The 25,215-nt window shown below is 37.3% G+C and carries 18 protein-coding genes, 2 tRNA genes and 1 riboswitch; of the genes, 11 read left to right on the top strand and 9 right to left on the bottom strand.

The window, feature by feature from the left end:
• Nucleotides 1-2: 2 nt before the first annotated feature.
• Both hemW and ruvC read right to left on the bottom strand, forming a co-directional pair.
• Nucleotides 3-1,136, bottom strand: coding sequence for a radical SAM family heme chaperone HemW (hemW, locus tag KO524_RS07320; protein ID WP_219292473.1), 1,134 nt, complete (start codon nucleotides 1,134-1,136; stop codon nucleotides 3-5).
• Nucleotides 1,137-1,691: a crossover junction endodeoxyribonuclease RuvC gene (gene ruvC, locus KO524_RS07315; protein ID WP_219292471.1), complete on the bottom strand. Its 555-nt coding sequence runs from the start codon at nucleotides 1,689-1,691 to the stop codon at nucleotides 1,137-1,139.
• 58 nt (nucleotides 1,692-1,749) lie between these two features.
• Between ruvC and KO524_RS07310 the strand changes: the two genes are divergently transcribed.
• Complete coding sequence (locus KO524_RS07310; protein ID WP_219292650.1) at nucleotides 1,750-2,688, top strand: hypothetical protein; 939 nt, start codon at nucleotides 1,750-1,752, stop codon at nucleotides 2,686-2,688.
• Here KO524_RS07310 and KO524_RS07305 read toward each other — a convergent pair whose 3' ends face one another.
• Complete coding sequence (locus tag KO524_RS07305; protein WP_219292469.1) at nucleotides 2,689-3,168, bottom strand: hypothetical protein; 480 nt, start codon at nucleotides 3,166-3,168, stop codon at nucleotides 2,689-2,691.
• 49 nt (nucleotides 3,169-3,217) lie between these two features.
• Between KO524_RS07305 and KO524_RS07300 the strand changes: the two genes are divergently transcribed.
• The gene (locus KO524_RS07300) at nucleotides 3,218-3,718 is read left to right on the top strand and encodes a DUF456 domain-containing protein (protein WP_219292467.1); all 501 of its coding nucleotides are present in this window, start codon (nucleotides 3,218-3,220) and stop codon (nucleotides 3,716-3,718) included.
• A 32-nt stretch (nucleotides 3,719-3,750) separates the two neighbouring features.
• On the opposite strand, the gene KO524_RS07295 is transcribed toward KO524_RS07300, so the two are convergent.
• Nucleotides 3,751-4,656 carry a DMT family transporter gene (locus KO524_RS07295; RefSeq protein ID WP_219292465.1) on the bottom strand — a complete coding sequence of 302 codons (906 nt, stop codon included), beginning with the start codon at nucleotides 4,654-4,656 and terminating at the stop codon, nucleotides 3,751-3,753.
• Between the two features lie 214 nt (nucleotides 4,657-4,870).
• Entirely contained in the window at nucleotides 4,871-5,026 is a 156-nt protein-coding gene (locus KO524_RS07290; protein WP_219292463.1) for a hypothetical protein, read from the bottom strand.
• Between the two features lie 228 nt (nucleotides 5,027-5,254).
• On the opposite strand from KO524_RS07290, the gene KO524_RS07285 reads away from it, so the two are divergent.
• From KO524_RS07285 to KO524_RS07245, 9 genes are all read left to right on the top strand, one after another.
• Nucleotides 5,255-5,446 (top strand): hypothetical protein, encoded by a 192-nt coding sequence (locus tag KO524_RS07285; RefSeq protein ID WP_219292461.1) that lies wholly within the window; start codon nucleotides 5,255-5,257, stop codon nucleotides 5,444-5,446.
• Entirely contained in the window at nucleotides 5,443-6,822 is a 1,380-nt protein-coding gene (locus KO524_RS07280; RefSeq protein WP_219292459.1) for a methyltransferase domain-containing protein, read from the top strand. Before KO524_RS07285 ends, KO524_RS07280 begins: the two co-directional genes overlap by 4 nt.
• Nucleotides 6,819-9,035 carry a peptidase domain-containing ABC transporter gene (locus KO524_RS07275; protein WP_219292457.1) on the top strand — a complete coding sequence of 739 codons (2,217 nt, stop codon included), beginning with the start codon at nucleotides 6,819-6,821 and terminating at the stop codon, nucleotides 9,033-9,035. Before KO524_RS07280 ends, KO524_RS07275 begins: the two co-directional genes overlap by 4 nt.
• A 20-nt stretch (nucleotides 9,036-9,055) precedes the next feature.
• On the top strand, nucleotides 9,056-11,386 hold the full coding sequence (locus KO524_RS07270; RefSeq protein ID WP_219292455.1) for a TonB-dependent receptor: 2,331 nt from the start codon (nucleotides 9,056-9,058) through the stop codon (nucleotides 11,384-11,386).
• An 11-nt stretch (nucleotides 11,387-11,397) separates the two neighbouring features.
• On the top strand, nucleotides 11,398-12,588 hold the full coding sequence (locus KO524_RS07265; protein ID WP_219292453.1) for a hypothetical protein: 1,191 nt from the start codon (nucleotides 11,398-11,400) through the stop codon (nucleotides 12,586-12,588).
• 174 nt (nucleotides 12,589-12,762) lie between these two features.
• Nucleotides 12,763-12,960, top strand: a riboswitch (cobalamin riboswitch).
• A gap of 112 nt (nucleotides 12,961-13,072) precedes the next feature.
• The gene (locus tag KO524_RS07260; protein ID WP_219292451.1) at nucleotides 13,073-15,121 is read left to right on the top strand and encodes a TonB-dependent receptor; all 2,049 of its coding nucleotides are present in this window, start codon (nucleotides 13,073-13,075) and stop codon (nucleotides 15,119-15,121) included.
• The gene (locus KO524_RS07255) at nucleotides 15,118-16,311 is read left to right on the top strand and encodes a YncE family protein (RefSeq protein WP_255555188.1); all 1,194 of its coding nucleotides are present in this window, start codon (nucleotides 15,118-15,120) and stop codon (nucleotides 16,309-16,311) included. Before KO524_RS07260 ends, KO524_RS07255 begins: the two co-directional genes overlap by 4 nt.
• Before the next feature lie 89 nt (nucleotides 16,312-16,400).
• The gene (locus KO524_RS07250; protein WP_219292449.1) at nucleotides 16,401-17,390 is read left to right on the top strand and encodes a PKD domain-containing protein; all 990 of its coding nucleotides are present in this window, start codon (nucleotides 16,401-16,403) and stop codon (nucleotides 17,388-17,390) included.
• A gap of 17 nt (nucleotides 17,391-17,407) precedes the next feature.
• Nucleotides 17,408-18,514 (top strand): DUF4465 domain-containing protein, encoded by a 1,107-nt coding sequence (locus tag KO524_RS07245; RefSeq protein WP_219292447.1) that lies wholly within the window; start codon nucleotides 17,408-17,410, stop codon nucleotides 18,512-18,514.
• Nucleotides 18,515-18,970: 456 nt separating this feature from the next.
• On the opposite strand, the gene KO524_RS07240 is transcribed toward KO524_RS07245, so the two are convergent.
• The 4 genes from KO524_RS07240 to dnaE form a co-directional block, all read right to left on the bottom strand.
• Nucleotides 18,971-19,047, bottom strand: a tRNA-Asp gene (locus KO524_RS07240).
• Between the two features lie 221 nt (nucleotides 19,048-19,268).
• Nucleotides 19,269-19,342 (bottom strand) — tRNA-Asp (locus KO524_RS07235).
• Between the two features lie 846 nt (nucleotides 19,343-20,188).
• Nucleotides 20,189-20,533 (bottom strand): thioredoxin, encoded by a 345-nt coding sequence (trxA, locus tag KO524_RS07230; protein ID WP_255555187.1) that lies wholly within the window; start codon nucleotides 20,531-20,533, stop codon nucleotides 20,189-20,191.
• A gap of 72 nt (nucleotides 20,534-20,605) precedes the next feature.
• On the bottom strand, nucleotides 20,606-25,132 hold the full coding sequence (gene dnaE / locus KO524_RS07225; protein WP_219292444.1) for a DNA polymerase III subunit alpha: 4,527 nt from the start codon (nucleotides 25,130-25,132) through the stop codon (nucleotides 20,606-20,608).
• Nucleotides 25,133-25,215 lie beyond the last annotated feature (83 nt).

The raw sequence follows: 25,215 nt of genomic DNA, 5'->3' as shown, positions 1-25,215 counted from the left end.
TTTTATTTCAAATTTAACCAAAATAAATCAGCAGCAATTCCATCGCTTAAAAATTTTCCCTTATTTGTTATGGTTAGAACTCCTGAATCATTGCTCATCAGATCGTCAGCGATAAATCGCGCGGATTGGGTTAAAATATACGACTTAAAGCCAACTCCAAAATCGCTTTCTACACGAGCAAGATCAACGCCCCAGATTGTTCGAAGTCCTGTCATAACATACTCATTATACCGATCTGCTTCTGACAATTCCTCTCTTTCGATAGGCAATACTTTTGTTTGAATTCCCTTTATATACAAGCTGTTGTTGGAAATATTCCAACTGCGCGACTGACCGTCAAAACTGTGTGCCGACGGACCAACCCCCAAATACCTCTTACCCAACCAATAGGCAGAATTATTTTGTGAAAAATAACCTTCTTTCCCGAAATTTGACAATTCATAGTGAATAAAACCCGCCTCTTTTAAACGATCCATCAGCAACAAAAAATGTTGATGCGCCATACCGTCATCGGGCTTTGGTATACTACCTGTTTGAATCATTTTATGTAGGGCTGTTTTAGGCTCTACAGTTAAAGCGTAGCTCGAAATATGCGCAATCCCCAAACTCAACACCGTTTCTATATTCTGCAACCAACGTTCTTCTGTCATACCGGGGATTCCGTAGATCAAATCAATAGAGATGTTTTTAAAATATTTAGTAGCCTCAACCAAACAATTTAATGCCTCTTGGGCATTATGTGCTCGATTCATCATTTTTAAATCCGCTTCATAAAACGATTGAATACCAATACTCAAACGATTGATTCGAGTCTGAGCCAACTTCTGTAAAGCATCAACATTCAAATCATCTGGATTTGCCTCCAAGGTAATCTCAGGATTCTCGATTACTTCAAAATGAGCTGCTATAAATGCTAAGATTCGGTTGAGTTCTGATACCTCTAAAAGACTTGGAGTACCACCTCCAAAGTAAATGGTTTCGATCTGCTCTGCACCCACTTCGGAGCGTCTCAATAACAATTCATCCAAAATTGCCTCAATCATTTCATCTTTTTTCTTTAGAGAAGTTGAAAAATGAAAATCACAATAATAACAAGCTTGCTTGCAAAACGGAATGTGTATATAGATTCCTGCCATTTATTTTTTTACTCGATCTTGATTTTGTTTGACAAAAGCGTCCCAACCCGTATAATTTTTTCCGACGGTCACTTTACCGGAATTAAAGAAATGACATACCGCAGCTGCCAAACCATCTGTACTATCTAGATTTTTCGGCAACTCCTTCAAATTCAAAAGCTGCTGTAACATCTTTGCCACTTGTTCTTTACTGGCATTTCCATTTCCAGTAATGGCCATTTTTATCTTTTTGGGTTCGTATTCAGTGATTGGAATATCTCGAGACAAACCCGCGGCCATAGCCACACCTTGAGCACGTCCCAATTTAAGCATAGACTGCACATTTTTACCAAAAAAAGGTGCTTCAATAGCAATTTCATCAGGATGATGCGTTTCGATTAACTCTATCGTACGGTCAAAAATATGACGCAATTTGGTATAATGATCGTCGTACTTTGAAAGCTGTAATTCATTCAATTGAATAAACTCCATTTTTTTGTTGACAATCTTTATCAATCCAAATCCCATGATTGTTGTTCCGGGATCAATACCCAAGATAATGCGTTCTGTAGTCAATGTAATTAGTTTTAAAGGAGTTTTCTAATTCACAAAAAATAATGTTTACTTTGCAGTGATGAAATTCCTATCAGACAAAACTAAGCAATTCCTCGTACTTCTGATTAAAATATTAGTGGTGGCTTTTGCTTTATATTTCATATACCACCAACTATCCAATGATAAAGCAGTTGATTTCAAGGTTTTACTACCTTTAATCGGCGATCCCAAAAACACGGGATTGATAGTGCTTGTATTACTTTTAACTTTCACCAATCGGTTTGTCGAAATTCTAAAATGGCAGAATTTAGCAGCTGTTGTTCAAAAAATTAGCCTCGGAGAATCGACCAAACAAGTTTTAAGCGCACTCACACTCGGTCTGTTTACACCAAACGGCATAGGGGAATATGCGGCTAAAGTACTTTATTTCGACCGAAAAGATGCCGGGCAAATTCTTTTTTTAAATGTCATTTGCAACGGAACTCAGGTCATATACGGAATTAGCTTCGGTGCCCTAGGCGCACTTTCCTTGCACTTTATTTACCAAATCACCTCAGATCAAATCATTGGGCTGATTATCGGGGTATTGAGTTTGGCTATATTGCTAATTTATTTGTTGAGAAATGTAGAAATTAAAGGATACTCTATACGTTGGCTTATTACAGAAATAAGAAAAATACCCTATAGTATTCATCGCAAAAATTTATTCCTTTCTTTTTTGCGTTATGTTGCCTTGATGCACCAATACATCTTTTTATACCGCCTCTTCGGTGTTGAATTACCGTATTACGAGTTATTATGCAGTATATCATTTATCTACCTCCTGGCATCGTCTTTGCCTAGTTTTCAGTTTTTAGAGTTTGCAATTAAAGGAAGTATTGCCCTTTATATCTTTAACTTATTAGGAGTCAACTCTTGGATTGTTGCCTTGGTGGCCGCCTTAATTTGGCTGCTCAACATCGTTATTCCCGTTTTGATTGGCAGTTATTTTGTCTTGAGTTTTAAACTCAAAAAATAGTTAGTCCGATTTGATAACTAAGGGAAGAATAAATTGCGTTTTTACCGGAATACCTCGCTTAATCGCAGGACTAATTTCCGGAAAATCCATCAGCCTCAACTGCAATAAGCTATCAATTTCCTGGGATCTAAACTTTAAACTATCACTTACGTAATACGGTTCAAACTCCAAATGGGAATCTGGAAATACCGTAATACGCACTTCGATAGTATCGATTTTCGGATGCTTAGAAGTTAAGGAATCCAATTTCAATTTTTCGTGTAGCCGAGCTGTTAAGTAATCAAAAAAACACTGTTTACGCTGGGCTTCGTCTAATAAAGTATCACACAGTTCCACGCTCGGATAACTATCTACCTGGGTCCAATCTATCTTTTCTAATTCTTTTTTCAAAAGCACATCACCGTCTGGAATTTTTTTATCCGACCAACCGCAAGCACTCAAAAAGAGAAAAAGAATGTATAAGGGATAAAATTTCTTCATATATAATAAAGTCGTACTTTTATTCTTCAAAAGTACAAAAAAATAAGAGATGGAATATATACTATTGAGCCTCAGCTTTATTTTAATAATAGCTGGTTTATTGGGAAGTATTCTTCCCCTATTACCCGGCGCGCCTTTAAGTTGGTTTGGGCTCTTATTACTATACCTAACACCCTCAATTGAAATTAATTATTGGATATTGGGCTTTACCTTAGTCCTTACGCTGCTAATAGTCCTATTGGATTACGTCATACCCGCACAGGGCACTAAGCGATTTGGAGGAAGCAAATACGGTATATGGGGCACGAATATAGGCTTGGTAGTCGGATTAATAGCTCCGATTCCATTTGGTTTTATTCTAGGCCCTTTCGTCGGTGCGCTATTGGGGGAATTATTATTTGACTCCAAAAATATCCAAAGAGCCTTTAAGGCAGCAACAGGTTCCTTTATTGGCTTCCTAACCTCGACCTTTATACAATTTGTCATCGGCATCATCTTTCTCGGAATATACCTCCAGATCGTTATTAAACACTGGGATGTTTTCTTTTAGAAAACGGATTTTATCAAGGAAACCAAATGATATTAAAGCTTTAAATTACGTTGTTTTCTATACTTCTTAAACTTTTCAAAAGAACTACCACTGGTATCAAAAAAAGTGATTCCAATACCTATTAATACAATAACTCCTCCTACAATCATCTGTGCATTGATTTCTTCGTGAAGAAAAATCCACGCCAATAAAGACGCCAATAAGGCCTGACTCAATAAGCTGAGCGAAACTCTTGTAGCCCGCATGTGTTTGGTCGCAAAACTGATCAACAACCAAGCTAACAATTGACATACCACACCTTGAATAAGCAACACTCCCCAACCGAGATTAGAAAAACCTGTCAAAGGCTCTTCTGCAATCACACACCAAATTCCAAGATATACTGCAGAAGCCAACAAACTAAAGGTCATAAAAGTCACTACGGGTACTTCTTCTAGTATCCGCTTGCTCAGCAACATATAAGTCGCATAGAAAACTCCCGACAAAACGCCAAAAACAAAAGCTTGATCAAAGCGTAACTCTACAAAAACATCTACTCCCACCAATACCACCATACCGATTAAAGCCAATGCCGTTCCCCACCAAAAGTTGGTGGTCGGTTTTATCTTTAAGATAAAGTAACTTCCTATTCCCACCCAAACAGGAGCCAAATTGGTCAATAAAGTCGCTTGGGTTGCCGATGAACCGACAATGGCAATGTTCCATACCGCCACATCCGATCCAAATATAATTCCAGATAAAACCATCAATCCCATAAGCTTGGGCGAATAAGTTTTAAACTGTTTTGTAAATACAGCATATGGAACTAAAACAACACTAGCAATCGCCATGCGATAAAACGCAGAACTCAAACTCGGAACGAGATTTAATCGAACTAAGACAGGGAAAATCGAAATACAAACTATTCCGATAAGCAAAGCTAAACGAGGTTGATTCATCCTTTAAATTTTGATGCAAAATTATCAAAATAAAACAGGATTATATACTGTCTTTATAAATAAAACTGCCACAAATTAAAACCCAAAACTTTCTTCCCTTAAAGCCTAATCCACTTCCTTCTATCCCTAGGATTAACCCCATAAAAGAAGGGACTACTTTTTGGTAGTCCCTTCTCTGAATCAGTTTTGATTTAAAAAATCAAAATGCTTCTCCTTACGCTAGCTCAGCTACGTGACATAATGCTTGACTAAATCCCAAGCCTCCAACAATGTTACTCAATAGATTTTCATCCTGAGTGTTTTCTGATTTGGCTTTTAAAGCCTCAATACTCATCTTCTCAAGTTGAGCATTTTTAAATAGTTTTTTCATAATAAAAATATTTATGGTTAATTGTGACAAGATATATAAATAAAAACACTTATTAAAATGAATAATGCAAATGTTACTATAAAAATATTATAATATTATGGTAAAAAAAGAATAAAAAAATCTTAAAACAAATAATCAAAAGTAAAATGTTTAATATATTAGTCCAAATAAAAGACAACGAACAAAAAAACAAATAGCTGATACAGCACTATTTAACACTCTATAAAAATGAAAAAAAACAATAAAGCAACCGAAGAATTTGCCTTACACCAAATACCAGACAACGACTATTTTGAATTGGAAGTCTTAAACAAAAAACAAGGGTTTATGTTTAAACGAGGAGGCTATCTAAGCATTGTATTGGTGCTGTTTTTTCTATTAACCGTTTATATTTTACTCGAAAAACAACATTTATTATGATTTACAAATGCATCAAATGTGAGCAGACCTCACCGGATATAAACGCCCTCTATACTTTGTGTAAAAAGTGCGGACACCTCAGTCACAAGATTGACGGCATACCAGTGCTCTTAGAAGATTTCGAGATTTATATAAGCAAGAAATTGATTCAATACAAACTAGGTATTGACGATTTAAACACCCAAAAAGAAACGTTTTCTAAATTAAACAATGATGAAATTACAGCAGAAATCGACAGACGAATAGCCCTGTTTAATGAATTTAAAAACCAACTGACCCCTCATGGTCGTATCGACGCTGTAATCAATGCCGTAAGCTCCCATTCCCATACAGGTTACAGCTTAAGTTATGAATACTTACTCCGTGACTGGAGCGGTTTAAAAGAGTGTGAGGATGAAATCAAGATTATCGTTGACGCTTTAAAAAGCAAACTGACACCTAAACATAGCAATGCCTTAGTTTTAGGAGCAGGATTGGGAAGAATTGCTTTAGAACTAAAAGATTGCTTTAACCACCTCATCGCTATTGACCTTTCTTACGAGATGCCCGCTTTATTACAAAAAATAAGCAAACAACCTTACTCCTTTACTTATTATTTAAAGAAAAATTATTCAACGCCGACAAACACCTTGTTGCACATCGCTATTAAAGAAGAATTGGTTCGCAAATTATTACAAAACAAAACCGGAACTTTATTTGATTATTTTGTAGCCGACGTAAAAAACCTCCCCCTTTCAAACCATACAGTCGACTGCATAATATCCTGCTACTTCACAGACACTCTAGCCATCCAGGATTATTTCAGCGAAATAGACCGCGTATTAAGCACTGGTGGTTCCTTTATACACTTTGGACCTTTAGACTATCATTTTACAGACCCCATTCACCAATTAAGCCTACAAGAACTACACGAATACTTTAAATCTAAAGGCTATAAAATTGAATCCTACACCCCCCTTTTTATGGAACACATTACACTAAATATCAATGCAAAAAAAACCATTTACAAAAACTGGTTTTTTAAAGCAATCAAGACATCCTCCTTGGAAACCCTCAAAAACAGCGATGTACTACTGATACCTACAGAAATCCAAATTCAGATTAACGCAAGCTTGCCCAATAATGATGATACCCCAGCTATTAAAGAAGTTGTTCTGAGTTCGCCACGGCTAAAAACATTTGAATGCACATTGGATACCGTTAATGTGTTACAAAAAATCAATGGCATACGCACGGTATCTGAGATTTTCAATGAATTAGAACAAGAGTATGCCCTTGACCAAGAAACCTATAATAACACCTTACTCTTGCTTACAGACTTTGTAAACAAAGGTTACATTATCAAACTGAACCCTAAATCCACTTGTGAAACATGAGTATATTCACTAAAAAATTTCCATTTTATAAACAATTAGATATTATGGACTGTGGGGCAACTTGCCTAAAAATAATTGCCAAATATTATGGTAAAGAGGTATCTATTCAACAACTTAGACAAAAATCCTACCTCACCAAGCAAGGTGCCTCTTTACTGGGCATAGCAAATGCAGCAGAAGAAATCGGATTAAGGACACTACCCTTAAATATTGACTTTACAACCCTTAAAAACGACATTCCTTTACCTTTTATAGCTCATTGGCGACAGCGGCATTATGTAGTGGTGTATAAAATAACTCCAACCAAAATATACCTTGCCGACCCGGCATTCGGAAGAATAAAAATCTCCAAGGATAAATTTTTAGAAGGATGGCTCTACAACAAGACCTTAAACCTCAATCAAAAAAATCACGGGCATATTTTAGTTGTAGAACCCACAACTGAATTCTACATCAAGGAAAACAACAAGCAAAAAAAATACAACCTCTCCTTACTAAGACCCTATATAAACAGATACAAAAATCAACTCAAACAGGTATTCCTCAGCCTACTACTAACCACATTTATCACCTCTTTACTGCCGTACTTTACCCAGCAATTAGTAGACAAAGGGGTAACACAAAAGAATGTGACTTTTGTAATTGTCCTCATCATAGGCCAATTTATCTTTTACTTCTCACAAGTATTATTAGATGTAGTAAGACGGTGGTATTTACTAGTTATTACGCGAAAAGTAAGGATAATGGTTATTTCAGATTTGTTAAAAAGGATGATGAGCTTACCCGTATCCTTTTTTAACTCCAAAACACAAGGTGATTTAATACAGCGCATTGACGACCAAATATACTTGGAAAATTTTCTTGCCAACGCCTTCCTAAACGCCTTTTTTGCTCTAATAAATGTGAGTGTTTTTGGCGGAATTATGCTCTATTACAATTGGAAATTTTTTATAACGTATCTCATAGGTATTATACTCTATGTACTTTGGGTGCAGTTTTTTGTAAAAGAGCGTGCTCGCCTAAGTTACTTAAGACGTGATTTAGCACATATAAACCGCAACAGCATACTGCAAATACTCAATGGAATTTTAGACATTAAACTCAACAACTCCAACGTCAAACGCCGAAGAGAATGGGAAAGCATCCAATCGCGAACATTAGACACCTCACAAAAAGAATTAAGAACGGAACAAATACAAATCATCGGAGGGAACATGGTGATGCAAATAACCTATCTCTTTATAACCGCATTATCTGCTATAGCGGTAATCCAAGGAACAGCTACTCTGGGAACTATGTTGGCACTACAATTTATTCTCGGACAATTGACCGTCCCTATAAATAGTTTTGTAGTCCTATTTCAAGATTATAAAGAAGCTCGAATTAGCCTAGACAGAATGGGGGAATTGTTTGAAGAAAAAACAGAGACAACCGAAAATACATTTTCCGAAAATGCCCTACAAAAAATCAACGACATCCACATTCAGGATGTATCCTTTAAATACAACCACCTTAGTCAAAACTATATATTGAAAAACATCAACCTTTTCATACCTGCAGGAAAAATAACGGCAATTGTCGGAACCAGCGGCAGCGGAAAAACCAGCTTGATCAATTTATTATTGAAATTCTATGAACAGCAACAGGGCGACATTTTTTACGGCACTACCAACCTAAAAAACATCAGCGAAGTATCATGGAGGAAAAAATGTGGCGCAGTACTTCAAGACGGTTTTATCTTCCCGGACACCATATTGAGAAATATTTCAGAATCCGATCAGGATTACACCATCGACAAAGAACGATTAAAATACGCTACAAAAATGGCCAACATTCAAGACACCATAAACAACCTTCCCTTGGGCTATCAAACCAATTTAAAATTCTCGGGAATCAACTTAAGCGGTGGTGAAAACCAAAGAATTTTAATTGCGCGTTGCATTTACAAAAATCCAGACATTATTCTTTTTGACGAGGCAACAAGTGCCTTAGATGCGCATAATGAAAAAATAATTATGAACAACCTCAATTCCTTCTTTAAAGGAAAGACTGTAATTATAGTAGCACACCGATTATCTACTGTAAAAAATGCCGATAACGTTGTCGTTTTCGAAAAAGGAGAAATCATTGAACAGGGCACACATCCCGAACTCATTCAGAGAAAAGGCACTTATTTTAATTTAGTAAAAAACCAACTTGAACTGAACCTTTAACCATAACAAATAATATACTTATGAAAAAAAAACATACTCTAATAGTATTACTCTGCGTTTTTAGCTTTGCCTATACCGAAGCACAAGAAGTAAACGGTTGTGTAAAAAATACCGATTTACTTCCCATAGAAAACGCCCTAATCATTTTACAACACCAAACGTCGGATGAACTTTTAAGTACAAAATCAAACGCTGTAGGCTGTTTTTCTTTTAAATCAATTCCGGAGGGAATCTGGCAAATTCAAATCAAAGCAATCGGTCATAATACCTATAAAGCCTCCATAGATAGTCATAACGATCTCGAATTAGGAATTATTCACCTGCAGGAAGAAGAATACTCCGAATTAGCAGGCATTACCATTAATATAGATAAACCCATTATCAAAAACACTGCCGAGGGCATAGCCGTAAACATAGCAGATTCCTACTTAAAAACAATGGCTACAACGATGGATGTCTTAGAGCAAATTCCAGAGGTTTTTATACAAGATGAAGAAATCAGTATATTGGGAAAATCAAAAATAGGCTATTTTATAAATGGCAAGCAATCTGCTCTAAACGTTTCCAATATACCGGTCGCTTCCATTGACCGTATCGAACTAATAACCAATCCATCTGCTAAATATGACTCCAATATTGAAGCCGTTATCAATATTATTTTAAAGAAAAGTACTACCCAAGGTATTGATGGTGAAATTTCGGGACAATACGAGCAGCGAACAGCTTCAAATTATAACGTGAACGGTGTTATTAATTACAATAAAAACCTCTTTAATTCTACTTTTACAATTGGACACAGTTATAATAAAACCGTTAACAATTACACTAAAAGTACTCATGATTTTTACGGGAGCTCCCCTCCCTTTACCAGAGAATCGAGCCGCTATAGAACCTCCAATTCCAACTCACAAGTATATGGCGCAGAGATGTCTCTAAACTTTGAAGATGGAAATGTACTGTCCCTTTTAACCACTTGGCAACCAAACTATATTCCGAGTTACAAATTCGAACAAGAAAACATCTTTAAAACCGCTTTAAATACGGACTCCATTTCTAACAGTGTTGTTGATTGGAAATACCATACCCGTTATTTCAACTCTGGATTAAAATATGATTTCAAAATAAAAAAATGGTCGTTGAGTGCAAGATTTGACCTACTATGGCAAGACGATGCCACAAACACCTATAACGACTTCAATTTTAAAGGTTTTAATTCTGTGCCCCCTCAGGTTAATATCACTACGGACCAATTTAGAAAAAGTACCGCCTATGTACCCAGCCTAGATGCGAGTTATACTTTAAACAATCACCAATATGATTTTGGAGTAAAATACTACCATATCAACAGCCTACTCTATCTCGATTTTTCGGAAATCAATCGCTTTACGCCACCCGCTAATTTTGATTATGATGCCAACGAAAATATTTTTGCGGTTTACGGATTGTACAGTTCCCAATTTAAAAACCTAAAATATCAACTGGGCTTACGAGGTGAATTTTCAACTTTAAACGGAAACTTTAATATTGAAGAAGCCAATCAAAAATTAAATAAGCTATTACCGTCTGCCAATTTAAATTATAAACTTAACGAATCCCAGTCCGTGCAGCTTAGCTATACAGAAAAAATTCAAAGACCTCCTTTCTCAAGAATATCGCCTTTGTATTATTTCACTAGCCCTTTTGACGCCTCGGAAGGAAATCCCTACCTGCTACCCGAAAAAGCGACCAGTTTACAATTAAAATACACTTACAAAAGAAATGCGCTAACCGTATTCTACAACGACCATAAAAATACTATGGAAGCCATTCCATTAAATCGGGATAATGCCATAGTTCAAAAATATTCCAACGCTGATTTAAATTCCATAGGAGCCTTAGCCAGCCTTGTATTTAAACATACCTCTTGGCTAGATGGCTTCTATACCTTTAGGATAAACCAACAGCGAAAAAGTGGTTTTATCGATGGAAACGATTTTGAATTAGAGAATTTCTACAGTAGAATTTCAATAACCGAAAACATCAAATTTGACGATACTTTTAAAATGAGTATTCTATTTATCTATACGCAACCGAGTTTGAGAGGACTACAAAAAGTAAAAGAACGTCCTAATCTAAACTTTTCGTTTAACAAAAGCTTCGATAAAAACCTGCAGCTGTCTATATATCTAAGAGATATTTTTAAAATAGCAAACAAAACCACCATCACTAGAGATCTTGACGAAATCTATTTTAATGGCGTAAATACTTTTGATAGCAGAGGCATCAACTTCTCACTATCCTATAAGTTTAACGACGGCAAAAAAACGGATACGAAAAAACTAAACCCAGACGAAACGAGACAACGACTTTAAATATAATAATTATGAGAGCACCAAACTTTATCGATGACTACATCAAAGGACTTAACACAATTCTAAACTCTGTAAGAATGGCCATCTTGAATGAAGATGAAAATTTATTTGTATTACTAAATACTAAGGGCAATGAAAGGGCTTTTCAAGAACCTTTTCTCTTTCTATATTACGCACACAATAAGCAAAATATGAGCTTGTGGCAAATTATGTTCGGCTATATTTCTCCACAACATCTAAATAGAGATTTTCACTTCTCCGTATATTCAGATAAAAACGGAGCTGTTTACCTGCCCAAAATAGGATGTTTTAAAACGGATTTCCCTACTACAAAGCTGGATTTTGAATACCAATGTACGACCAAATCCTATGCATTAAAAAACCAAAACAACTATTTAGACACCCCTTTCACCCCCAACCTTTCTACCAAAGACAAACAGGTCGCTTTTTATTCATTTGAACACGACTACTTTACAATAGCCTTTGATCATTATGATATTTCTAGTGTGGAGAAACATCGAGAAACAACGCCGCTTTCCGATTGCAATTTTAAAACTTTTAACCATGCTTATAACCTTCTAAAGAATACGAATTGCAATTATTTTGAAATGATTCTCAATACTTTGACGGGAGTATATAATTTTAAAAGCGACCAGTACACAAGCTTTGCTGATCGAATGTCTTTTGGTATTTCTTTTCTCAGTGGAACCCGCAACGATACGGTTGTTTACTTCCTGGTCGAACTAGCCCATCAAGCCGGTCACACTATTTTTAATACGATATTGCAACGTCCTCAAGATTATTTCGCCATCGATATACAAACCCCTATGAAACAGCTTACCCATAACCCAAATGAACACAGAAACGTGTTCGATGCTTTTCATGGCCTATATACCACGTCGAAAGTGGCAGAAACACTTGATTATTTTTTAGCAAAACCCCAACTCTTTACAGAAAATGAAAATCATGAAATAAAAGGCCGATTGGTAGACAACTCTTATCGCCACAAAACCGGCTTTCACCGTATAGATGTTAGTACAGTATTCACATCTAAAGGACTACTTGTGTATCAAAAACTAAATAATTACCTCGAACGAGTGTATAAGAAACACGCAAATATCGTATCGAAATTTCCCTATGCACCCGATGGATTTGTTTTTAATTATCAACTATTTTTAAAACAACACCCTCTAAGAAAATAAATGTATCTATAAATCATGTACAACAGCTTAAACGGTTTAGCTTAAAATAAAGAGAAAACCCCTATACACCTAAAACCAACCAGTACATAAACTTAAAAAAAGTCTAACTTTAAATTTAGTACCCACTAAATTTTATTAGAGAATAAACACTATGAAGCATATCTAATATTTGACTATATTTGCAAAAATATTGGTTTATAGAACTGAATATCAGTTCCTAATTAAAAAGGGAATCAGGTGAAAATCCTGAACAGACCCGCTGCTGTAAGTTTCACATTGTTTTTTAAACATTTAAGTCCACTGTCTTTACCGATGGGAAGGACGTTTAAAAAGAAACGAGTCAGAATACCTGCCAACATTTTAATACGTTTCAAGCTTTCGGGAATAAGGCTTAGTCACCATAAATTTCTTTTTGTTCAAGAAAAGCAATTGCTGTGTACTACACTAACCCCCAAGCAATTAATGATCAATTACAAAAGAAGGAATGCGCTCAAATAAATTTTTTTATCTGTTGTTTTTAGGGATTTTGTCCTTCTCTTCATTATATGCGCAAGAAGAAAAAGAATCCTCCAAAGAACTGAGTACCGTTGTCATTGAGATTTCGCCATACAAAGACCTCATTCCCGTTCAACAGTTAACTGGAAAAGAACTCGAACGACTCAATGCCCATTCCGTAGCTGATGCTATGCGGTATTTTTCAGGAGTAAAAATAAAAGATTATGGTGGTATCGGAGGTCTAAAGACCATCGATGTTCGAAATATGGGTACTCATCACGTTGGTGTTTTCTACAATGGAGTCGCCGTAGGAAATGCACAAAACGGCATAGTCGATTTGGGCAAATTCTCGTTGGACGACATTGATATGTTACAGCTTTATAACGGACAACGCAGTACTATCTTTCAATCGGCTAAGGAATTTGCTTCCGCCACTGCGGTTTATATCAATTCCAAAACACCACAGTTTAAAGAAGGTAAAAAAACCAATTTAACCGCGCGTTACAAATTTGCCTCCATCCAGTTAACCAATCCTTCTTTTCGTTTAGAACAACAAATTAGCGATAACATTTCAGCTAGTTTAAGTGCAGAATATTTGCATTCTAATGGGGAGTATTCGTTTAGATACAAACGTTTAAATTTAGACAAAACCGTTGCCTACGACACTACAGCAACCCGCCGCAATGGAGATATTGACGCATTTAGAATAGAAGCGGGCTTGTATGGAAAAACAGCCAATACCAGCTGGAAAGGACAATTATATTATTACGACTCCCATCGTGGTCTCCCAGGCGCTATTGTCAAAAACAATTGGCAATCCGGAGAGCGCAGTTGGGATAAAAATGTCTTGGTTCAAGCAGAACTAACTCAGTATGTCAGCGACCGCTACAAATTTCAAATCAAAGGTAAATTCGCCTATGATTATACGCGTTACCTGGCACGAGACAGCATCGAATTCCTCGAAAATCAACTTACCAAAAACCTACAAGTAGACAACAGTTATTACCAACAAGACTTTTATGTTTCGGCAGTTAATCTCTATCAAATTACTCCAGAATGGGCAGTCTCTTTGGCAACCGATTTACAATACAACAAACTCAACGCCACTCGTGAGGGAATTGGAACGCTATTTACCTATCCAGAACGCCTTTCCTTTATCAGTGCCATAGCCACCTCATTAGACCTGGGGAGCTTTAAGGCTCAAGCCAGTATATTGGGAACTTTCACCAAAGAAAAAGTAAAAAATAATTTTCAAGCTCCTGATCAAAACGCCTTTTCTCCAGCGCTATTCTTAAGTTATAAACCCTGGGAAAATCGCGATTTTGTTGTACACACCTTTTACAAAAACATTTTTAGAATGCCCACTTTCAACGATTTGTATTATACGCAAATCGGTGATGCCAATCTAAAACCCGAATTTACCAATCAAGTTAATCTGGGCGCTCAATATCAAATTCCGATAAAAAACCAATACCTTCAATCGGTTTCTCTAAAACTGGAAACCTATTATATGAAGGTCAAGGATAAAATCATTGCCGCACCAACAGCTAGTATGTTCCGATGGATGATGACCAATTTAGGACAAACCGAAGGCTACGGCATAGAAACCGGACTTGGAACAACACTAACTTTTGGATCATTACAACTGACAACCAACATCAATTATGAATTCACCGAAGCCAAAAATTACACGACCATAAACGGTATCAAATTATCGGCTTATGGCGATCAAATTCCATATGCACCATGGCATTCTGGTTCAGCGATTGTTGGATTAGATTATAAAAATTGGGGATTCAACTACAGTTTTGTATATGTGGGAAAAAGATATGATGCAGCGATGAACAACATTGAACGCAATGCGGTTCAACCGTGGTACACCCATGATATGGCACTGCAAAAAGATTTAAAACTGTACCAATATCACTTTAAAATTAGCGCAGAAGCCAATAATATTATGGACCAACAATACGATGTGGTCACCAATTACCCAATGCCGGGCAGAAATTTTCGTTTTATTTTAAGTTTTGAACTATGAGACTATACCAAATAACAACTTTGTTTCCCAAGCTCCGCCATCGGTTAATCACACAAAAACAGTTTCTAATTAGCTTACTGTTGTTGACGCTGTTCTTCAGTTCCTGCAGAAAGGACGAAACCATCTACCTCTCCGATTCCAATCAAGTAGCACCACCCAGACTTGGCGGTAAAATCAAAGGATTTTATTTGTTAAATGAAGGCAATATGGGCATGAATCGCGCAACCATCGACTACTTTGATTATGCTACAGGAGTATATACACGCGACCTTTATTCCGAAAGAAATCCCAATGTGGTTAAGGAATTGGGCGATGTTGGGAACGACATTAAAATATATGGCAGTAAAGCCTATGCCTTAATTAGTGTTTCTAACTATATAGAAGTCTTTGATGTTGCTACGGGAGTGCACCTCGGAAAGATTAATATTCCCAATTGCCGCTATATGACTTTCCACAATGGAAAAGCCTATGTGAGCTCTTATGCCGGCCCCGTGGAGATCAATCCCAATGCAGAAGTGGGTTTTGTTGCCGAAATTGATACGACCTCATTACGAATCAACAGACAAGTATCCGTAGGCTATCAGCCCGAAGAGATGGTGGTTCACAACAACAAACTCTATGTAGCTAATTCTGGCGGTTATCGCGTTCCCAATTACGACACCACCGTCGCAGTAGTGGATTTAAATGACTTTACACTTAGCAAGAAAATTGAAGTCGCCATCAACCTACATCGACTACAATTAGACAAAAGAGGAGATATCTATGTTAGCTCAAGAGGAGACAACTACGACATTGAACCCAATTTATACGTCATCGATACCCAAACCGACCAGGTCAAACAAAAACTCGACATACCAGTTACAGAAATGACCCTACAAGGAGATAGCCTTTATTACTTTGGCACTTCTTTTAAACACAATTCTGGAAAAAACACCGTTAATTACGGCATCCTTGACACCAAAACTAAAAAAGTTATTTCCAATCGTATCATCAAAGATGGTAGCGATAAAAACATACTGATTCCCTATGGTATTGCTGTCAATCCAGAAACCAAGGAAATTTACATTACCGACGCACAAGATTATTTAGTAACGGGTTTTGTTTATTGTTATTCACCCGAAGGAATTTTAAAATGGAAAACCACCGCTGGCAACATTCCAGCGCATTTTGCTTTTGTATATCAGAAGTAAACTTTAAAACCAGAGAACTAATGATTTTTCTTCCAAATCACAAAAAAATCGCGTAAAGCGACTTAATTTAAAAATAAAAAACATCAAAAATGAAATCAATTTTTAATTACAAATCGTTCGCTCTAAGCTGTATAGGCCTCGCACTCCTCTCCAGTTGTTCTTCTAGCGACGATACCGAAGTAAAACCCATACCCGAAAATAGTCCTTATGTAACCAAAGTACTCGAATATGCTCCAGCTGTGGGGCAATTTATCAATCTGCTTCCGAGATACGAAACGGGAAATACTCGAGAAATTATGCTCCAAAAAGCGCAAGCGGCAGTAGTTGGCCCTAAAGGAAGCGGTATTAGTCTTGGTGGATTTGGAGGTTATATCGTTATGGGATTTGACCATACCATCAACAATACGGAAGGATTAAGAGATTTTCGAATTTTAGGCAATGCTTTTTGGGCAAACGCCAATGCAGCACAACGGGGAGGCAGCAGCGAACCCGGCGTGATTATGGTAGCCTACGACTACAACAAAAACGGGATTCCGGACGCAGATGAATGGTATGAAATTGCCGGTAGCGAACACAGCAATCCCAAAACAATAAAGAACTACGAAATCACGTATTACAAACCCGATCCAAACAAAGTCCCTAAAAACGACCCGTTGACGCCTTGGGCCGCAGATATCGAGTATATTAAATGGACCGATAATCAAGGTAATTCCGGTTTTAAAACCAAAAATACTTTCCACGACCAAAGCTACTATCCAGAATGGGAAACCGCCAATGAAATCACTTTTAAAGGCACCCTTTTACCACATAATGTAATCAATCAAGACGGCTATTGGATTCAAAACAGTTTTGAATACGGATATGCCGATAACGTTCCCAATTCAGATGACGAATCCGCTATAGATATTTCGTGGGCAGTTGATAAAAACGGTAAGAAAGTACAATTGCCCGGTATCGATTTTATCAAAATTTACACGGGTATAAATCAAGAATCAGGAGCATTAGGAGAAATATCTACCGAAGTATTTGGCGTAGAAGATTTACACCTGCTTAAAAAAAATATCCCTACTAGAAATTAACAAATCCTTAATTATATATGATGAACACTACAATCAAAACAAAAAACAAAAATTTATTTTATGGCTTGGTACTTTTCCTTTTCTTAGGATTAGGCCTTAACTCTTGTAGTAGCGACGACTCGAGCATTCCTAGTGCTATCGAACAAGTCATTCGTGTTGACGACAATCCGATTGCTACCAAACCCTTTCAATTTACTCCCAAAAACACTTTTCCCGAAAACACTAAATTCTTCTGGTATAGCAATAATGTTTTAATCTCTGAAGAATTATCATTTACACATATCTTTACAAAAGAGGGTGAACAAAGAATCGCGCTACGAACTGTTGAAAACGGAACCGAGCAATTCTACGCTTATATCTTTAAAGTATTGTCTGCAAATACAAACTATGTCACTTTAGACTTAAGCACTTTCGATTTAAGTAATGGTCAAGCTACGGCAGGTGGAACTATTTGGAGTAAAACCTATGAAGAGGACGCAGAACTACATTCGGGTATTTTTCAATTTAATCATAGCGCATTTCCTGAATATTATACTTGGATGGGCTTTACCGTATCCAACAGTAACGACAACAGCAACCAAATAAACCAAGAAGGTGGTTGGCTTCAAAATCAATGGGGATCCATGGCTCAAGGCGGTGTTAAAGGTAAAGGAACTCCGTTTTTAGTTTCTTTTGCCGACCACAAACCGGATGCCAGTTTGCTTCAACAAGGCGAAAAAATCGCTGTAGAACGTTTTTCTAGCACGGTAAAAATAACGGATAGCAAAAACCAATATGCTGCCAAAAGTGTTTCATTAGCTATAAGCCCGTGGCCTTATTACGGGGTTTTACACGGAGATGATTATTCTCGTAAATTTGTAAAAGGCGACTTTTTTGCCGTTCATGTTTATGGAGTAAACAAAGCAGGAATACTTTCTTCTGAAAAACCGGTTACCCATTATTTCGTTGACTTCAGAAACGAAGTAGGAACAATTTCACAAGATTGGAATAAAGTAGATTTAAGTTCTTTAGGAGAAGTAGAATACTTATTGTTCTTTTTAGAAACTACCGACGTAGGACAATGGGGAGCAAATACTGCCTTATACTTCACGATGGATCAATTGACTGTTGATAAAATCAACTAATATTTTTTCCATATAATATCATTTAAAAGCGGCTATCCAATCGGTAGTCGCTTTTTTTATTGGCTTTAAAACGACCTAGTCAACAAACGCCATCAAGCAGCCTCAATTCAATAAAAAACCGCTCTTTACATCAGTAGCCACTTACTTCGTCAAATTCGCTAAAACACGTTAAAACACGTTAATCACGACATACCTATGGCATTAACCACATTTAGAATCAACTCCCAACCATATCGTACATATAAGAATACGAGCAAACACGGAATAGGTTGTCGCTTTACTAAAGCCATTTGCGAATCTCAAATTACCCCAAAATAAAAAAGCCTCCCTTACGGAAAGCTTTTCATCGGTCTAACTACTAAACCTAGTACTTGCGTACTATAACAACACAACTAATTATATCCCTTTTTTTACGAGGGCAAAAAAGCCTCTCATAAATGAGAGGCTTCTTTGTACTGGCGGTCTGGACGGGACTCGAACCCGCGACCCCATGCGTGACAGGCATGTATTCTAACCAACTGAACTACCAAACCAGTAATTATTATTAACCAAAAAAAATATTACTCATTAGAAGGAAAAAGACCAAAACACAAAATTCGAAGTGGGTATAAAAAAGCCCTCCTACTACGGAAAGCTTTTCATTGGTCTAACTACTAAACCAGGTACTCTCGTACCGAACAACACAACTATCTTTATGTTTTTTAAGAGGTAAAAAAAGCCTCTCACGTTGAGAGGCATCCTCTTTGCTTTTTAGCGGTCTGGACGGGACTCGAACCCGCGACCCCATGCGTGACAGGCATGTATTCTAACCAACTGAACTACCAAACCATTGCTCTAATGCGGTGCAAATATACAACCATTTTGGAACTACGCAAACTTTGAGAGTAAAAAAATCAATCTTTTTCAAAGCTTTTTTCTAATACCAATGACCCTCAGACGAATAGAAATCAATATTTTTTTGAAATAATTTCAACATTAAAAATAAATGACCGAAAAATAAATCGAAAATAAATTCCATAATTTTTAATTATTCAAAATACCAATAAACACAACGTACCTGCAGGGTTCACAAAAACATTCAAGCAAGAATTTATTCACAGAAAAACACTCACCACACAACTGTTGATTCCGATATCCCAATGCACGACAGGACATATAATCAGGACATCGCTTTTGGAATACGAAATAAATAATGTTGAATCACATATAAAAGAAACACAGATCACCTAAGCTTTATCCAAAACAATCCCGTCCAACTAATTTTAAGCACGCTCACGACCTTTTGTTAACTGCCACAAACCAACAGTAGTTCTTAAAAGTTAGGCGCTCTAATCAACCCGGATTGCGTGTCCTCGCGAAAGCAGCTTATTATATGTGTAAAAAAAACATCTATGCTGTCGATCTATCCTAATCTAGTTTCAATCTCCGGAACCTTTTAATCTCCATGATTAAAAAACCTGGATTCGATCGACCGACTTTACAATGGGGTTTTATTTATTCTAACCGAAGAAGTATCTCGAGTTAAAAACGGCAAGCTGTTTTCTGTACTATTCCTAACTACGGGAGCGGCTATGCTTTTATTTTGCGTTGAGCGCAACAAAAAAAATTCGAATTGACCGTAAATAAATAGAGCGCTCATAAGAGCGCTCTATTTATTTAAAACTTAAACAGTAATTATATCAAACCGTTGATAGCATCCATATAAGTTTGCTTAGGAGCAACACCTACTTGACGACCAACTACTTCTCCGTTTTGGAAAATAAGTACCGTAGGAATGTTTCTAACCCCGTATTTAGCAGCAAATTCTTGATTTGCATCAACATCTACTTTACCAACTACGACCTTACCTTCAAAATCGGAACTTAATTCTTCAATAACAGGACCTAACATTTTACAAGGTCCACACCATACTGCCCAAAAATCAACCACTACGGGTTTATCTGATTTTAATACTACTTCTTCAAAAGTAGCGTCTGTAATTTCTAAAGCCATTGTTATATTTTTTTGTTTCTTATACAAATCTAATAAAATAATTGAATAATTAATTTACTTCTTGATTACTTTTATCTATTGCACTATTATTAACACCCATCAATTCAACCTAAAATGCACTTGCAACCGCTCTAACTCCTCCAATAAGTCAGCAGAAATATCTATTTTTGAGTTTCTACTCGGCATGGTTAATTTATTTAAAACACGAAATTCCTCCTTGACTTCCGGTATCACGATACGCGATTCATCGACATCCAATTCCGGTTCTCCATCTGCATCTACTTCTTGAACCAATTGAGTAATGGCCTCCATTTCTATTCGCTGTTGCACTTTTTCCAATTCAACCACCTCAAAAGTCACGGTTTTATTACCTTGATACGTATCAAAAAGCATTCTTATTTTCTCGATTTGATTGTCCTTTAGCTCATTGATATTCATTTGAATAATCAATTTTTTTGCATAAGTCGGAATCACATCATGTAGTAATTTTAGCTCGGAAAACTGCAACCGCGGATCACTACGCTCACCGGCTTCATTTTTAATCCACCCCTCTTTTACAGTGACTTTAAAATACACAAACTGATTGTTTAAAAGAAAATGTCTGAATTTCAAAAACTCTTCATTAAACATTCTAAATTCATAGGTTTCATCATAACCCTCTACCGTAAACATCGCCCAATCTTTCCCTTTCATCGAGGTTCTAAATTGCACATTACTAATCATTCCTGCAAAAGAAACAGTACGCCCGACTAAAGGAGTCAAATTCTTTAGTTGTTCCAAATTGACATTACAGAAATATTTCATCTCGAATTTAAAATCGTCTAAGGGATGTCCCGATATATAAATACCAACTACTTCTTTTTCCTTAGCCAATTTTTCCATAGTACTCCAATCTGGACACTCCGGAATAACCGGTTCCGGAATTTGAACATCACTGTTTTCTCCAAACAGACTCACTTGCGAAGAATTTTCGTTTTCCTGAAACTTTGCCCCATAGCGAATTGCCTTTTCTAAAAAGGTATTTATATCCCCATCGGTATGAAAATACTGTGCACGTAAAGTGCCTTCAAAACAATCGAATCCCCCAGCTAACGCCAAATTTTCAAAAGCTTTTTTATTGGCAGCACGCAAATCAATGCGTTTAGCCAAATCAAAAATCGATTTGTAATTACCATCCTTACGGCACTCCACTATAGTATTTACCGCACCAGCACCCACACCTTTTATAGCGCCCATTCCAAATCGGACCGCATAATCGTCATTTACGGTAAACTTATAAAAGGACTCGTTGACATCCGGCCCCAATACCTTTAAGCCCATTCTACGACACTCCTCCATAAAGAAGGTTACTTGCTTGATGTCGTTCATATTATTAGACAGTACCGCCGCCATATATTCTGCGGGATAATGCGCTTTTAAATAAGCCGTTTGATATGCAATCCACGCATAACAAGTAGAGTGCGATTTATTAAAGGCATAGGAAGCAAAAGCCTCCCAGTCTTTCCATATTTTTTCTAAAATCTTTGGATCATGCCCATTAAGCGCAGCCTGTTCCACAAATTTTGGCTTCATCTTATCCAAAACCTCAATTTGTTTTTTACCCATGGCTTTACGCAAAACGTCGGCCTCACCTTTGGTAAATCCAGCCAATTTCTGCGACAAAAGCATTACCTGCTCCTGATATACCGTAATTCCATAGGTTTCTTTTAAGTATTCCTCCAAGGCATCCAAATCGTAAACAATGGGTTCCTCTCCATTTTTACGTCGAATAAAAGACGGTATATACTCCAAAGGCCCCGGTCGATACAAGGCGTTCATCGCAATTAAATCTGCAAAAACCGTCGGTTTTAGTTCTCGCATATATTTTTGCATTCCGGGCGACTCATATTGAAAAACTCCAACGGTTTCTCCTCGTTGAAACAATTCATAAGTCTTAACGTCGTCGATCGGAATTTCATCGGCATCTATATCAATACCCGTTCTATATTTTACTAATTTTATCGTATCTTTAATCAAAGTAAGGGTCTTTAACCCCAAGAAGTCCATCTTTAAGAGTCCGGCACTTTCCGCAACAGCATTGTCAAATTGGGTAACATATAAATCGGAATCCTTTGCAGTAGTCACCGGTACGAATTTGGTAATATCGTCGGGAGTAATGATCACCCCACAAGCGTGAATACCGGTATTTCGCATCGAGCCCTCCAATATCTTCGCCTGTTGTATGGTCTCTCCCGCCAAGGACGACTCATTAGCAATAGCAATAAGCTCTTTTACTTTATCAAATTCTTCCGAACGCAAAGCTTTTTTTACCGTAGCCTCGTCTTCCGATAAAAATCGAGCTAAATTCCATTTAGACGGCATCATGGCCGGAATCAATTTAGCAATTCGATCGGCTTCAAAGAGCGGTAAATCCAATACCCTTGCCGTATCTCTAATCGCCGATTTGGTCGCCATCTTACCATAAGTAATGATTTGAGCCACTTGATTGGCTCCGTATTTGTCAATTACATAGTCCATAACTCGCCCCCGTCCTTCATCGTCAAAGTCGATATCGATATCGGGCATGGAAACCCTATCCGGATTCAGAAAACGCTCAAAAAGCAAATCATAAGCAATGGGATCCAAATTGGTAATTCCCAAACAATAGGCCACGGCAGATCCTGCAGCAGACCCCCTACCCGGACCAACGGAAACCCCCATCCCTCGAGCAGCTGCAATAAAATCTTGTACAATCAAGAAGTATCCCGGGTATCCCGTACGCTCAATGGTTGCCAACTCAAAATCGAGGCGCTCTCGAACTTCTTCCGTAATCTCTTTATACCGTCTTTCTGCTCCTTTATAAGTCAAATGCCTTAAAAAACTATTCTCTCCACGCTTGCCTTGTCCATCACCCTCTTCATCCTCGGCATGAACAAATTCTTGAGGAATATCAAACTTCGGAAGCAATACATCGCGATGCAATACAAAAGGTTCCACCTTATCAATAATTTCCTGGATGTTGTAAATCGCATCAGGTAAATCGGAAAAAGCCTCCTTCATCTCTTCCTGAGATTTGAAATAATATTCCTGATTTGGCATTCCATATCGATAACCACGCCCCCTCCCAATTGGAGTAGCTTGCTTTTCACCCTCCTTTACACACAACAAAATATCGTGCGCATTGGCGTCCTCCTTATTGATATAATAAGTATTGTTTGTCGCGATTAACTTAACATCATTTTTACGAGCCAAGTCAATCAAAGTCTGGTTGACGCGATTTTCATCTTCCTGATTATGACGCATCAGTTCTATATAGAAATCGTCTTTAAACTCGTCCTTCCACCAAAGTAACGCCTCTTCTGCTTGTTTTTCTCCTAAGTTTAGAATTTTATTAGGCACCTCTCCAGATAGATTTCCAGAAAGCACTATAATATCTTCTTTATATTGTTGAATGACTTTTTTATCGATACGCGGCACATAATAAAAGCCATTGGTGTATGCGATAGAAGACATTTTGGCCAAATTGTGATAGCCGTTTTTGTTTTTAGCAAAGAGAACGATTTGATAACCGTTGTCCTTTCGCTTTTTGTCGGTATGGTCTTCGCAGACAAAAAACTCACAACCCACTATAGGCTTGACTAATTCCAATGGCTCTTCACCATTTTCTATAAGTTCTTTGTTTTTGGATTCTACTCCTTTATTGTGATCTGAAACGGTTTTAACAAACAAAAAAGCCCCCATCATGTTTCCGTGATCAGTCATAGAAACCGCAGGCATATTGTATTTTGCCGCCGACTTCACCAAGGCGGGAATCGAGATAGTCGATTGTAAAATCGAAAATTGAGTATGGTTGTGTAAATGAGCAAACTTAGCAGCTCCAAAACGTTTTTTATCTTCATCTGAAACCAAAACATCACTGGAAACCGACTGCATCTTCTCTAATCGCTTGCGAATATCTTCTGATGCTTTTTGCAGATTTATATGTTTGAGCCCTACCTTTTTAAAAGGTTCTGGATGCGCTTCCTTATAACGTTTTAAATAAGTTGGATCAGCTTGTAATTCCTCCGTAGAATAATTATCTCTTTTAATCAACTCCAAAAAACAGCGCGTAGTTGCTTCCACATCGGCAGTAGCATTATGTGCTTCGGCAAAAGGTTCGCCAAACAAATACGAATGCAGTTCCGTAAGCGTAGGTAATTTAAACTTACCACCACGACCACCAGGAAGTTTTAACAATTGAGCGGTGACTTCGGTACAAGTATCGAGTACCGGCATCGACGCCATTACACTAGGCGTTTGCAGTCTGTGAAACTCACATCCCATAATGTTGACATCAAAACCAACGTTTTGCCCTACCAAAAACTTGGCTTTATCCAAGGCAGCATTAAATTTACTTAAAGCTTCGGCTAAGGGAATTCCCTGCTCCATAGCCAGTTCCGTAGAAATACCGTGAATACGCTCGGCATCATAGGGAATATTAAATCCTTCGGGTTTGATTAAATAATCTTGATGTTCAACCAAATTCCCCATATCATCGTGTAACTGCCAAGCGATTTGAATACACCTTGGCCAATTGTCCGTATCGGTAATAGGAGCCGCCCAACTCTTAGGAAGGCCGGTAGTTTCGGTATCAAAAATTAAATACATAACTTAGTATCTGAGGATTAGACTTGAATCTTTTATAAAAAAGAGAAATTCAAAGTTACCGTTTTAAAATCTAAAATTGGGTT

It is taken from the genome of Flavobacterium sp. NKUCC04_CG (genome assembly GCF_019345525.1).
In the GTDB taxonomy this organism is placed as follows: Bacteria; Bacteroidota; Bacteroidia; order Flavobacteriales; family Flavobacteriaceae; genus Flavobacterium.
Note: the sequence above shows the minus strand (reverse complement) of the source record. Positions and strands in the feature narration are given on the sequence as shown.